The organism is Brachybacterium avium (assembly GCF_002216795.1).
Lineage (GTDB): Bacteria > Actinomycetota > Actinomycetes > Actinomycetales > Dermabacteraceae > Brachybacterium > Brachybacterium avium.
Map to the genome: position 1 here is coordinate 3,272,864 of NZ_CP022316.1, position 13,516 is coordinate 3,286,379.

At 64.4% G+C, this 13,516-nt stretch carries 8 protein-coding genes and 3 rRNA genes; 9 read left to right on the top strand and 2 right to left on the bottom strand.

Annotation, left to right across the window (positions count from 1 at the left end; all coding sequences use genetic code 11):
* Positions 1 to 48: 48 nt before the first annotated feature.
* Both CFK39_RS14670 and CFK39_RS14675 read left to right on the top strand, forming a co-directional pair.
* Positions 49 to 1,554 (top strand): NCS2 family permease, encoded by a 1,506-nt coding sequence (locus CFK39_RS14670; RefSeq protein ID WP_089066085.1) that lies wholly within the window; start codon positions 49 to 51, stop codon positions 1,552 to 1,554.
* Positions 1,551 to 2,039: a MarR family winged helix-turn-helix transcriptional regulator gene (locus CFK39_RS14675; protein WP_089066086.1), complete on the top strand. Its 489-nt coding sequence runs from the start codon at positions 1,551 to 1,553 to the stop codon at positions 2,037 to 2,039. The genes CFK39_RS14670 and CFK39_RS14675 overlap by 4 nt, the downstream gene beginning before the upstream one ends.
* 78 nt (positions 2,040 to 2,117) lie before the next feature.
* Here CFK39_RS14675 and serC read toward each other — a convergent pair whose 3' ends face one another.
* Positions 2,118 to 3,281: a phosphoserine transaminase gene (gene serC / locus CFK39_RS14680; RefSeq protein WP_089066087.1), complete on the bottom strand. Its 1,164-nt coding sequence runs from the start codon at positions 3,279 to 3,281 to the stop codon at positions 2,118 to 2,120.
* A 129-nt stretch (positions 3,282 to 3,410) separates the two neighbouring features.
* Here serC and CFK39_RS14685 point away from each other — a divergent pair, with 129 nt between their 5' ends.
* The 4 genes from CFK39_RS14685 to rrf all read left to right on the top strand — a co-directional run bounded on the left by CFK39_RS14685 (position 3,411) and on the right by rrf (position 9,805).
* Entirely contained in the window at positions 3,411 to 4,109 is a 699-nt protein-coding gene (locus CFK39_RS14685; protein ID WP_089066088.1) for a demethylmenaquinone methyltransferase, read from the top strand.
* Positions 4,110 to 4,599: 490 nt separating this feature from the next.
* Positions 4,600 to 6,119 (top strand): 16S ribosomal RNA (locus tag CFK39_RS14690).
* 379 nt (positions 6,120 to 6,498) lie between these two features.
* Positions 6,499 to 9,566, top strand: a 23S ribosomal RNA gene (locus CFK39_RS14695).
* Between the two features lie 122 nt (positions 9,567 to 9,688).
* A 5S ribosomal RNA gene (rrf, locus tag CFK39_RS14700) occupies positions 9,689 to 9,805 on the top strand.
* Together the 16S, 23S and 5S rRNA genes form the textbook arrangement of a ribosomal RNA operon.
* A gap of 701 nt (positions 9,806 to 10,506) precedes the next feature.
* Here rrf and CFK39_RS16455 read toward each other — a convergent pair.
* Entirely contained in the window at positions 10,507 to 10,881 is a 375-nt protein-coding gene (locus tag CFK39_RS16455; protein ID WP_172805629.1) for a hypothetical protein, read from the bottom strand.
* On the opposite strand from CFK39_RS16455, the gene CFK39_RS16300 reads away from it, so the two are divergent.
* From CFK39_RS16300 to CFK39_RS14715, 3 genes are read left to right on the top strand one after another with little or no spacing between them, the layout of a single operon-like run.
* Positions 10,882 to 11,661, top strand: coding sequence for a hypothetical protein (locus CFK39_RS16300; RefSeq protein ID WP_245822705.1), 780 nt, complete (start codon positions 10,882 to 10,884; stop codon positions 11,659 to 11,661).
* Positions 11,658 to 12,674, top strand: a complete 1,017-nt coding sequence (locus CFK39_RS14710; RefSeq protein WP_089066089.1) for an HAD-IIA family hydrolase — start codon at positions 11,658 to 11,660, stop codon at positions 12,672 to 12,674. The genes CFK39_RS16300 and CFK39_RS14710 overlap by 4 nt, the downstream gene beginning before the upstream one ends.
* A complete protein-coding gene (locus CFK39_RS14715) occupies positions 12,671 to 13,516 on the top strand; it encodes a TlyA family RNA methyltransferase (protein WP_089066090.1) in 846 nt (281 codons plus the stop codon). Before CFK39_RS14710 ends, CFK39_RS14715 begins: the two co-directional genes overlap by 4 nt.

Here is a 13,516-nt window from a genome sequence, read left to right on the forward strand (position 1 = left end):
ACGAGGACCGTGAGTCCCCCGGGGCCCGGGGCGGATACGCTTTCTCCCATGCAGCAGGCCGATCCCCCCTCCCTCACCACGCCTCCCGCCGCGGTCGACAGCGCGCCCCGGTCCGGGCTGGACCGCTACTTCAAGATCTCCGCGCGGGGCTCCACGGTGGGCCGGGAGATCCGTGGAGGGCTCGTCACCTTCTTCTCGATGTGCTACATCGTGGTGCTGAACCCCCTGATCATCGGAACGGTCCCGGATTCCACCGGGATGTATCTCGGCGGAGGCGCTGAGCCGAATCTGCCGGCCGTCGCCGCCGGCACGGCGCTGATCGCCGGTCTGCTGAGCCTGGTGATGGGAGCCTGGGCGAAGTTCCCTCTCGCACTCGCCGCCGGGCTCGGACTGAACGCCTATCTCGCCTACTCCGTCGTCTCCCTGCCCGGCATGACCTGGGCCGGGGCCATGGGCATGGTGCTGCTCGAAGGCGTCGTGATCCTGGTGCTGGTGCTCACCGGGTTCCGCAAGGCGGTCTTCAGCGCTGTCCCGCCGTTCCTCAAGACCGCCATCGCCGTGGGCATCGGGCTGTTCATCGCCTTCCTCGGACTCTTCAACGCGAAGTTCGTGACCACCGCAGCCGGGACCCCCGTGCAGCTGGGCAACGACGGATCGCTGACCGGTTGGCCGACCTTCGTGTTCGTCGCCGGGCTGCTGCTGATGCTGGTGCTGTGGATCCGCAAGGTGCCGGGAGCGATCCTCATCGCGATCGTGAGCGCGACCGTGCTCTCCCTGGTCATCGAGCAGGTGCTGCACCTCGGGGCCTCCGCCCCGGCCGAGGGTGCGGATCCCGGCAATCCCGGGGGCTGGGCGATGAATGTCCCGGCGATCACGGGCTCGCCGATCCAGCTGCCCGACTTCGCCACGCTCTTCACCGTCGACCCGATCGGCGGCATCTCCGCTGCGGGCATCATCGGCGCAGCCGTCATCGTCTTCTCCCTGCTGCTGGCAGATTTCTTCGACACCATGGGCACGATGGTCGGAGTCGCCTCCGCCGCGGACCTCCTCGAGGAGGACGGCGACATCCCCCACTCCCAGCGCATCCTGGTCGTCGACTCGGTCGCCGCGATCGCGGGCGGCGTCGGCGGCGTCTCCTCCAACACGAGCTTCGTCGAATCCACCTCGGGAGTGGCCGAGGGCGCGCGGACCGGGCTCGCCGCCGTCGTCGTCGGCATCCTCTTCCTGCTCTCGACCTTCCTCTCGCCGCTGGTCGCGATGGTCCCCTATGAGGCGGCGACCCCGGCACTGGTGATGGTCGGCTTCCTGATGATGACCCAGATCACCGATATCGACTTCACCGACGTCGAGGTCGCGGTGCCCGCATTCCTCACGATCATCCTGATGCCCTTCGCCTACTCGATCACCGTCGGCATGGGCGCCGGCTTCGTGATGTACGTGCTCATCCGGGTGGTCCGCGGCAAGGCCCGCCAGGTCCACTGGCTGATGTACCTCATCGCGCTGCTGTTCGTCGTGTACTTCCTGCGCGGGGCGATCGAGGGCATCCTGCTGTGAGCTCGCCCGGCAGGGGAGAGGAGACCACGGAGCCGATCGGTTCCGCGGCAGCGGGCGAGGAGGTGGCCGAGCTCGCCGCCGAGCTGCAGCGGGTACTGCTGGTCTCCTCCCGGATCCTGCGCTCCCACACCGCTTCGGAGGACGTCTCCGCCCCACAGTTCTCGATCCTCGCCTATCTCCACCGGAGGGGGGAGTCGACGCCGAGCGCGCTCGCGGAGTTCGAACATGTGAGCCCGCCGGTGATGACGCGGAGCCTGGGCCGGCTCGAACAGGCAGGACTGGTGCGCCGCGCCACCCACCCGGTGGACGGGCGACAGGTCAGGGTCACGCTGACCGAGGCGGGCGTGCAGCTGGTGCTCGCGGGTCGGGAGCATCGCCACACCTGGCTGCGGCACCGGCTCGACGGCGCCACACCCGCGCAGCGCGCCGCCCTGCGCGACGCCTCCGAGGCGCTGCGCGAGCTGATCATCCCGCCGCGGGAGTGAACGCCCGCGGAGGAGCCGCGGCGGGTCCGCCGAACAGCTTCTCGACCGGCGGTCCGGCCACTGCGACGCCGAGCGCGCTCAGGCCCCGGCGGTGCTGTCCAGCACGTGATCGAGCACCTCGATCAGCGCCGCGACATCTTCCTCGCCGACGGACGGGAAGGTCGCGATCCGCAGCTGGTTGCGGCCGAGCTTCCGGTACGGCTCGATATCGACCACGCCGTGCGCACGCAGCACCGAGGTGATGGCGGTGGCATCGATCGACTCGTCCACGTCCAGCGTGGTCACCACCTGGGAGCGGGCGGCCGGATCGGCCACGAACGGGGAGATCTCCTGGCGACGCGCGGCCCAGGCCAGCAGCATGCCGCTGGTGGTCCGGGTCCGCTCATCAGCCCATGCCAGACCCCCCTGCGCCAGCATCCACTCGATCTGCTCGGCCAGCAGCACCAAGGTGGCGACGGCCGGCGTGTTCAGCGTCTGGTTCTTCCGGGAGTTCTCGATCGCACTGGTGAGCGAGAGGAAGGACGGGATCCATCGGGTCTGATCCTGCGCCAGCCGCTGCGCCCGTTCGAGCGCGGCGGGGGACAGGACGCTCAGCCAGAGACCGCCGTCGGAGGCGAAGGCCTTCTGCGGAGCGAAGTAGTACGCATCGGTCTGCGTGATGTCGACGCTCGCCGCACCCGCGACCGAGGTCGCGTCCACGAGCACCAGCTGGTCCGCGGAGGCGCCCACCGGACGCTGCACCGGCACCATCACACCGGTCGAGGTCTCGTTGTGGGGCCAGGCGTAGGCGTCGACCTCGGCGGAGGCGAGCGGCTGCGGAGCGGTACCGGGAGCGGAGCGCAGCACCTCCGGCTCGGCCAGGTGCGGGGCATCGACGGCCTCCGTGGCGAACTTCTGGGAGAACTCACCCAGCACCAGGTGCTGGGAGCGACGCTCGATCAGACCGAAGACGGCGACGTCCCAGAATGCGGTGGATCCGCCGTTGCCGAGCACCACCTCGTAGCCCTCGGGCAGGGAGAACAGTGCCGCCAGCCCGTTGCGCACCCGGCCGACGAGATCCTTCACCGGGGCCTGTCGATGCGAGGTGCCCATCACCGTGGTGGAGACGGACTGCAGGGTCTCCATCTGCTCCGACCGGACCCGCGAGGGACCGGACCCGAAACGACCGTCCGCGGGCAGCAGGCGCTGGGGAATGGACAGGGCGCGAAGGGCATCGGTGCGAGCGGTGCTGGCTGCGGTCATTCGGAGACTCCTCATGCTGGGTGGGCCGAAGGCGCCGACCGGACGGGCGCCCGGCCCCATTCTTCCAGCGGATCGCCGATCAGCCGAGACTCGTCCGTGTGCGCGCATCGGGCGTGGGAGGATCAGAGCATGAGCCGTGCTGATCTGGAGAAGCAGCCGTACGACGTCGCCACGATGTTCGACGGCATTGCCAAGCGCTACGACCTGATGAACGACGTCGCCGCGATGGGACAGGTCGGGATGTGGCGGGACCTCATGGTCCAGGCGCTGGAGATCGGGCCCGGAGGGCAGGTCCTCGACCTCGCCGCCGGCACCGGAACCTCGGCCGCTGCGATCGCCCGCACCGGTGCCCGGGTGGTCGCCGCGGACTTCTCCCTGGGCATGATGAGCGAGGGCCGTCGGCGCGGAGCCCCGGTCCCGTTCGTCGGTGCCGACGCCCAGCACCTCCCCTTCGGGGACGACTCCTTCGACGCCGCCGTGATCTCCTTCGGGCTGCGCAATGTCCACCAGCCGCAGCTGGCCCTGGCCGAGATGGTGCGGGTGGTCCGTCCGGGAGGTCGGGTCGTGGTCTGCGAGTTCTCCACCCCGACCTGGGGACCGTTCCGCACGGTCTACGAGAAGTACCTGCTGCGTGCACTGCCGGCGGTCGCCGGGACGTTCGCCACCGACGTGGACGCGTACGACTATCTCGCCGAATCGATCCTGGAGTGGCCGGACCAGGAAGCGCTGCGGGACTGGTTCCTGCAGGCCGGCATGGAGCGAGCCCAGTACCGGAACCTCAGCGGCGGGATCGTGGCGCTGCATCGGGGTGTTGTCCCCGTCTCCTGATGAGCGGGCCCGCAACCGGCCCAGCCAGCAGAAGGGTCGCCCCATAGCGCCATGACCTGCACGAACGTCGGATCGGAGAAGGTGTGGTCGAGGCCACTCGCGAAAGGGGCGTTCTGGCTTGACGGGGGTGTGCGGGGCCCGTAATGTTTCTCCTCGTGCCCCGGACAATGGGAACGAGGAACGGCCAGCGAGCCGGACCGAGTTTCCTTCACTGGCCAGGCATGACTGGTCTTCCGAGAGAGGATCGCGGCGCGGATCACACCGCACGGATTTGACTCGGAGAACTGGGCCGCAGTAGGTTAGCGGAGTTGCCTCGGAGCGGATGGCCCGGAAGGGTCCGATGCACTGAGTGCGCGTGTTGCTTGATATCTCAATAGCGTGTCTGTTTATTGATGCCATTTAGTTTGAATGGCAATATTATACGGATGATACAGCAGTTTAATTTGCTGGTTGTTTGTTTATTTTGTCAGGATATTGTTTTTCATGTTTTTTCATGGAGAGTTTGATCCTGGCTCAGGACGAACGCTGGCGGCGTGCTTAACACATGCAAGTCGAACGATGATGACGGGGCTTGCCCTGTCTGATTAGTGGCGAACGGGTGAGTAACACGTGAGTAACCTGCCCTTCACTTCGGGATAACCTCGGGAAATCGTGGCTAATACCGGATATGAACTCTTGCCGCATGGTGGGGGTTGGAAAGATTTATCGGTGAAGGATGGACTCGCGGCCTATCAGTTTGTTGGTGAGGTAATGGCTCACCAAGGCGATGACGGGTAGCCGGCCTGAGAGGGCGACCGGCCACACTGGGACTGAGACACGGCCCAGACTCCTACGGGAGGCAGCAGTGGGGAATATTGCACAATGGGCGAAAGCCTGATGCAGCGACGCCGCGTGGGGGATGACGGCCTTCGGGTTGTAAACCCCTTTCAGTAGGGAAGAAGCGAAAGTGACGGTACCTGCAGAAGAAGCGCCGGCTAACTACGTGCCAGCAGCCGCGGTAATACGTAGGGCGCAAGCGTTGTCCGGAATTATTGGGCGTAAAGAGCTCGTAGGTGGCTTGTCGCGTCTGCCGTGAAACTCCGAGGCTCAACCTCGGGCGTGCGGTGGGTACGGGCAGGCTAGAGTGTGGTAGGGGAGACTGGAACTCCTGGTGTAGCGGTGAAATGCGCAGATATCAGGAAGAACACCGATGGCGAAGGCAGGTCTCTGGGCCATTACTGACACTGAGGAGCGAAAGCATGGGTAGCGAACAGGATTAGATACCCTGGTAGTCCATGCCGTAAACGTTGGGCACTAGATGTGGGGGACATTCCACGTTTTCCGCGTCGTAGCTAACGCATTAAGTGCCCCGCCTGGGGAGTACGGCCGCAAGGCTAAAACTCAAAGGAATTGACGGGGGCCCGCACAAGCGGCGGAGCATGCTGATTAATTCGATGCAACGCGAAGAACCTTACCAAGGCTTGACATGCACCGGACGATCCCAGAGATGGGGTTTTCTTCGGACTGGTGCACAGGTGGTGCATGGTTGTCGTCAGCTCGTGTCGTGAGATGTTGGGTTAAGTCCCGCAACGAGCGCAACCCTTGTTCTATGTTGCCAGCACGTGATGGTGGGGACTCATAGGAGACTGCCGGGGTCAACTCGGAGGAAGGTGGGGACGACGTCAAATCATCATGCCCCTTATGTCTTGGGCTTCAAGCATGCTACAATGGTCGGTACAATGGGTTGCGAAACTGTGAGGTGGAGCGAATCCCAAAAAGCCGGCCTCAGTTCGGATTGGGGTCTGCAACTCGACCCCATGAAGTCGGAGTCGCTAGTAATCGCAGATCAGCAACGCTGCGGTGAATACGTTCCCGGGCCTTGTACACACCGCCCGTCAAGTCACGAAAGTCGGTAACACCCGAAGCCAGTGGCCCATCCTTGTGAGGGAGCTGTCGAAGGTGGGATCGGTGATTGGGACTAAGTCGTAACAAGGTAGCCGTACCGGAAGGTGCGGCTGGATCACCTCCTTTCTAAGGAGCATCACCAATTATGGTGGCCATTTTCTCACCCGAGTGTGGTGGGGGTGGTTGCTCGAGGGTGGAACATCAATGGATGGGCACTTCGCTTGCCAGCGTTGTCTTCTAGTACGGCTCACTTCTGTGGGTTTGGAACGGGGATGGTTGGTGGGTTCGAGGTGGAGACACGCTATTGGGTTGTGAGGCTGCACGCAGCTCCCTGACCCTGGTCGCTTCTGGTGGCTGGGGTCTTGTGGGGTGTGTGGCTGGTCCTCCCTTGCATTGCTTCCGTATTTTGCGGGGTGGTGTGGGTGTGGGGTTGTTTCTTGAGAACTGCATAGTGGACGCGAGCATCTTGTAAGCAATTTTTAATGCGCAAAGAGTCTTTGTGTTGCCGTAAGTTTTAAAGGGCGCACGGTGGATGCCTTGGCAAGAGGAGCCGACGAAGGACGTGGGAGTCTGCGTTAAGCCTCGGGGAGTTGACAACCAAACTGTGATCCGAGGATGTCCGAATGGGGAAACCCACCACGAGTCATGTCGTGGTACCCGCTGCTGAATGTATAGGCAGTGTGGAGGGAACGCGGGGAAGTGAAACATCTCAGTACCCGCAGGAAGAGAAAACAATAGTGATTCCGTGAGTAGTGGCGAGCGAAAGCGGAGGAGGCTAAACCTGGTCTGTGTGATACCCGGCAGGGGTTGCAGGTTGGGGGTTGTGGGACGTATCTGGATCGTCTGCCGGCGGTCCGACGTGTACGTGCAGTGGTAGTCGAAGTCGTGTTGAGTGCGACGGCGTAGAGGGTGTGACCCCCGTAGACGAAACTTCTGCATGGCGTGATGCTGTTCCCGAGTAGCACCGGGCCCGTGAAATCCGGTGTGAATCTGCCAGGACCACCTGGTAAGCCTGAATACTACCTCTTGACCGATAGCGGACAAGTACCGTGAGGGAAAGGTGAAAAGCACCCCGGGAGGGGAGTGAAATAGTACCTGAAACCGTGCGCTTACAATCCGTCGGAGCCTTTAGGGGTGACGGCGTGCCTTTTGAAGAATGAGCCTGCGAGTTAGTGGTCGGTGGCGAGGTTAACCCGTGTGGGGTAGCCGTAGCGAAAGCGAGTCTGAACGGGGCGTTCAGTCGCCGGCTCTAGACCCGAAGCGAAGTGATCTATCCATGGGCAGTGTGAAGCGCGGGTAAGACCGCGTGGAGGCGCGAACCCACTTCAGTTGAAAATGGAGGGGATGACCTGTGGATAGGGGTGAAAGGCCAATCAAACTTCGTGATAGCTGGTTCTCCCCGAAATGCATTTAGGTGCAGCGTTGCGTGTTTCGTACCGGAGGTAGAGCACTGGATAGGCGATGGGCCCCACCGGGTTACTGACCTTAGCCAAACTCCGAATGCCGGTACGTGAGAGCGCAGCAGTGAGACTGTGGGGGATAAGCTTCATAGTCGAGAGGGAAACAGCCCAGAACATCAGCTAAGGCCCCTAAGCGTGTGCTAAGTGGAAAAGGATGTGGAGTTGCTGAGACAACCAGGAGGTTGGCTTAGAAGCAGCCACCCTTGAAAGAGTGCGTAATAGCTCACTGGTCAAGTGATTCTGCGCCGACAATTTAGCGGGGCTCAAGCACACCGCCGAAGCTGTGTCACTCAGACTTTGTGTCTGGGTGGGTAGGGGAGCGTCGTACAGCCAGCGAAGCCGCGGGGGAACCCAGTGGTGGAGGCTGTACGAGTGAGAATGCAGGCATGAGTAGCGAAAGACGGGTGAGAAACCCGTCCGCCGATTGATCAAGGGTTCCAGGGCCAGGTTTATCCGCCCTGGGTTAGTCGGGACCTAAGGCGAGGCCGACAGGCGTAGTCGATGGACATCGGGTTGATATTCCCGAACCGATCGTAGGAGGACCCATACCGAGGCAGTCGATGCTAACCACCCGAGCTGTTCCCATACCCTTCGGGGTGTGGAGAGTGGTGAGGCTGGGAACCAAGGTTGTAGTAGGTCAGCGCGAGGGATGACGCAGAGAGGTAGCTTCCGCGGACTTAATGGAATAGTCCGTCTAAGCGTGCAGCCCGGCCCCGGGTAATGCTGGGGCCATGAGGGTGAGACGTGATGGGGATCCCGTATGGGCGTAGGTGAGTGATCCTGTACTGCCAAGAAAAGTTCCGGCGTGACGAATACGGTCGCCCGTACCCTAAACCGACTCAGGTGATCAGGTAGAGAATACCGAGGCGTTCGAGAGAATCGTGGTTAAGGAACTCGGCAAAATGCCCCCGTAACTTCGGGAGAAGGGGGGCCCGAACCGTGAGAGCGGTGAGGGCCGCAGAGACCAGGGAGAAGCGACTGTTTACTAAAAACACAGGTCCGTGCGAAGTCGTAAGACGCTGTATACGGACTGACGCCTGCCCGGTGCTGGAAGGTTAAGAGGACCGGTTAGAGCTCTTCGGAGTTCGAAGCTGAGAATTTAAGCCCCAGTAAACGGCGGTGGTAACTATAACCATCCTAAGGTAGCGAAATTCCTTGTCGGGTAAGTTCCGACCTGCACGAATGGCGTAACGACTTCTCCACTGTCTCAACCGCGAACTCGGCGAAATTGCATTACGAGTAAAGATGCTCGTTACGCGCAGCAGGACGGAAAGACCCCGGGACCTTTACTATAGTTTGATATTGGTGTTCGGGACGGCTTGTGTAGGATAGGTGGGAGACTGGGAAGCATTCACGCTAGTGGGTGTGGAGTCATTGTTGAAATACCACTCTGGTCGTTCTGGATTCCTAACCTCGGTCCGTGATCCGGATCAGGGACAGTGTCTGATGGGTAGTTTAACTGGGGCGGTTGCCTCCTAAAGAGTAACGGAGGCGCTCAAAGGTTCCCTCAGCCTGGTTGGCAATCAGGTGTTGAGTGTAAGTGCACAAGGGAGCTTGACTGCGAGACAGACATGTCGGGCAGGTGCGAAAGCAGGAACTAGTGATCCGGCACTCCATTGTGGAATGGGTGTCGCTCAACGGATAAAAGGTACCCCGGGGATAACAGGCTGATCTTGCCCAAGAGCTCATATCGACGGCATGGTTTGGCACCTCGATGTCGGCTCGTCGCATCCTGGGGCTGGAGTTGGTCCCAAGGGTTAGGCTGTTCGCCTATTAAAGCGGTACGCGAGCTGGGTTTAGAACGTCGTGAGACAGTTCGGTCCCTATCCGCTGCGCGCGTTGGATATTTGAGAAGTCCTGTCCCTAGTACGAGAGGACCGGGATGGACTGACCTCTGGTGTGCCAGTTGTTCTGCCAAGGGCATGGCTGGTTGGCTACGTCGGGAAGGGATAACCGCTGAAAGCATCTAAGCGGGAAGCCTGCTTCGAGATGAGATATCCATACACCCTTTGGGTGTGAGAGGCCCCCAGTAGATGACTGGGTTGATAGGCCAGGTGTGGAAGCACAGCAATGTGTGGAGCTGACTGGTACTAATGGCTGATGACTTACAACAACATTTCTTTGTGTTGGTTGTTTGCTGTGTGTGTTTGCGTCCACTGTGCGGTTCTCGGGGAACAACCCCTGACGGTCCGGGTTTTGTTGCTCGGGGTGTGGGGTCTGGTTGTCTCATTGTGTTACGGCGGTCATAGCGTCGAGGAAACGCCCGGTTCCATTCCGAACCCGGAAGCTAAGCTCGATTGCGCCGATGGTACTGCACTCGGGAGGGTGTGGGAGAGTAGGTCGCCGCCGGACATCTTCATTGGGAGTGGAGGAGTGCTGGAACCCCTGTTTTGGGTGTTCGCCTCCTCCACTCCCTTTTTTCATGCCCGAAAGCTGCGACGTCGGGCAGCAGGATGATGGCACTGGCCTGAGGCGGCGCCGGTGGGCGCACCGCGAGGGCATTGCGAGACGGATGCCGGAGCCGTGGGACCACGTTGGTCACGGCGCCTGAGGAGCATTGCCAGCGGCGTTCCGAGCGCCGGTCACCTGGTGAAAGCTGTCACGGATGACGCTGTTACTAGCTGGTCAACAGGGTGGAGTCGCTTAGGATCCTGGGAGAAAACGGCATAGAGCGAGACAAGCTAAGAGACGGACGGTCCAGGGTGGCTGAGGACAGCAACAGCAAGGACGACCGCGGCCACGGCGATGAGAGCCGCAATTGGCAGCGGAGTGACAAGCGCGCCGCGACATCGTCCCCCCGCAAGGCATCCGGCGGGTACCGCGGGCGGCCCACAGCAGGGGGCCCACGAGAGGCTCGCGGCCCCAGGCGTGATCACCCGGACGGCTCCGGCGCGGGCGTCAAGGGAGCAGGCTACCGGGGAGGCCCCGGTCGCGACGATCGCGGTGCGCCGCGGTCCGCGACGCGGCAACGTTCCGGGGACGCGCGCGGCGACCGATCCGGCCGCGGCGACGGCGGCTCGCACCGCTACGAAGGTCGCTCTGCGAACCCTCGCTCAGACGCCCGTGGCCGCCGCGATGATCGTCCGTGGGAGAAGCGCGACAGCCGCGAGGATCGTCCGCAGCGCGGCGACCGCCCGCGACGTGATGACCGGCCATGGAGCCAGGATCGTCCCCGCCGTGACGATCGAACGCGCCGTGATGATCGCCCGTGGAGCCAGGACCGTCCTCGTCGTGATGGTCGGGCGCAGCGCGATGACCGTGCGCGGCGTGATGACCGGCGAGAGCATCGTCCCGGCCAGGAGGCGCGTGCCGATCGTCCGATCGAACCTCACATCCCGGCGAGCATCACCGGACGCGAGCTCGATAGGGACGCGCGCTCTGAACTGTTCAGCCTGAGCAAGGAGACGGCGGAGCGGGTCGCCCGCCATATGGTCGCTGCACAGCTGCTGGAGGAGTCCGAGAACGAGACTGCACTGGCTCACGCCCGGTTCGCCGCCAGACTCGGCGGGCGCGTGGGCGTGGTCCGGGAGACGTACGGGGTGCTGGCATATCGTGCCGGGGATTTCCGTACCGCATCCCGTGAGCTGCGCACCTCGCTGCGCATCACCGGTCGGACTGATGTGCTGCCGATGATCGCCGACTCCGAGCGTGGCCTGGGACGGCCCGAGCGGGCTCTGGACATCGCGGCCTCCGACGATGCCTCCTCCCTCGGCGTCGACGCGGCGATCGAGCTGATGATCGTGGTGGCCGGCGCCTACGCGGATACCGGCGACATCGGCACGGCGCTGCGCACCCTCGAGATCCCGGCCCTGCGCCACAAGGTCGACGGGCGGTGGCAGGTGCGGCTGTGGGTCGCCTATGCCGATCTGCTCGAACGCGCCGATCGCCAGGAGGAGTCCAAGCGCTGGCTCACCCTGGCCGCCGACACGGACACCGAGGGCCTCACCGACGCCGCCGAGCGGCTCGGCCGACCGGCGCCGGCCCCGGCAGAAGAACCCACGTGGGCCGACGACGAGCAGATCGCCGTACTGGACGCCTACGACCCGGACGCGGATGCGGACGACGATGCTGACAGCGGCGACACGGCCGACGACTCCGAGAGCATAGCCGGCGAGGACGCGGCCGGCGCGGCAGCTGCGGAGCCCGCAGCGCAGGAGGACGCGACCGCTGACGTCGACACGGATCGAGAGCCGGAGGAGCGCGAATGATCCGCCGCCCGGACCCGTCCCTGCTCGACCTGCACGACGCACTGTTCTTCGATCTCGATGGAACGCTCATGCACGGCTCCCGGCCGATCCCGCATGCCGCCGAGGCCGTCGAGACCGCACGCGCGGCCGGGCGCACCGTCGTCTTCGCCACCAACAACGCCTCTCGCACCCCGCAGCAGGCCGCTGAGCATCTGGCCGACATCGGCATCACCGCACAGCCGGACGAGTTCGTGACCTCTCCGCAGGTGGCGTCGCGCCTGCTCGCCGATCGCCTCGACGCCGGCGCGAAGGTGCTCGTCGTGGGCGGGCCGAGTCTGGCCGCCCAGATGCGCGAGGTCGGTCTCTCCCCGGTGGACACCGACTCCGCAGAGGTCGCCGCCGTCGTCCAGGGCTGGTCACCGGACCTGGACTGGTCGTGCCTGGCCGAAGGCGCCTACGCGATCCGTCGCGGTGCGCACTGGGTGGCCACCAATGTCGATGCGACCCTGCCCACCGAGCGGGGCCTCGCTCCGGGCAATGGCTCCCTGGTTGCGGCGCTGCGTCATGCCACCGGGGTCGAACCGGCCGTGGCCGGGAAACCCGAGCCCGGTATGTTCCAGGTCGCGGCCCGTGAGCACGATGCGCGCCGACCACTGATCATCGGTGATCGCCTGGATACCGACATCGAGGGTGCGGTGCGGGCGGAGATGGATTCTCTGCTCGTGCTCACGGGCGTCGACGGCGTCGAGGCCGCCCTCCGCGCCGAACCGATCCGTCGGCCCACCTTCATCCTGCCGGACCTCGCCCAGATCGCCGCGCCGTTCCCGCTGCCGGTCCTCGACGGCGGCCGTGCTCGTTGCGGAGCCGTGAGCGCCACCTGGAACGACGGCGACATCACGGTCCATGGCGACCGGGACGATCCCCAGGTGCTCCGCGCGGTGCTGGCCCTGCTGCACGAGCACAGCGCGGACAGCGCCTGGACGGGGCAGCTCCGCGAGGAGCACCCCACCGTGCCGTCGCCCGCCCAGCGGTGAGCGGCAACCGACTCGACGTCGCTCTGCTCGCCGCCGGCCACGCGCGCTCTCGGAGCCATGCGCGCCGCATCATCGAGGAGGGCCGCGCGCGGGTCAACGGTCGAACGGCCGTCAAGGCGTCGACGCCGGTCGCGGACGGCGCTCTGCTCGAGGTCGTCGACGTCCCCGACGGGATCGAGTTCGCCTCCCGCGCCGCGCATAAGCTCGCCGGGGCTCTCGAGGCGCTGGCGCTGGATCCCGCCGGACGGCTGTGCCTGGACGCCGGGGCCTCCACCGGCGGATTCACGGATGTGCTGCTGCGCCGGGGCGCCGCCGCCGTGATCGCCGTCGATATCGGTAACGAGCAGCTCGCCGAGCACGTGCGCCGCGACCCCCGCGTCACGGTCCGCGACGGCACCAGTGTGCGGGACCTCACGCCCGAGCTCCTGGGCACCACGGTCGACCTGGTGGTCGCGGACCTCTCCTTCATCTCCCTGCGCACCGTGGTCCCGGCCCTGGCCGGCATAGTCCGGGCCGACGGGGAACTGCTGCTCATGGTCAAGCCCCAGTTCGAGGTGGGCAGGGCCGCGCTGCCCAGATCCGGAGTGGTCAGCAGCGCCGCCGACCGGACGGCGGCCGTGTGCGGGGTGGCTGCGGCGGCCGCGCAGGCAGGACTGCTCACCCAGGCCGTCGGTCCGAGCGAGCTGCCCGGGCAGGACGGGAATCGAGAGTATTTCCTCCATCTGCGACCGTGCGGCGCGACCTCCGCGCTGGACGCCCAGGCCTGTGACATGATCGAGTCGGCCGTGCGCGGGGACGGTCCTCGGCGCCGCCGTGACCAGCACACCACCGAGGAGGACTGA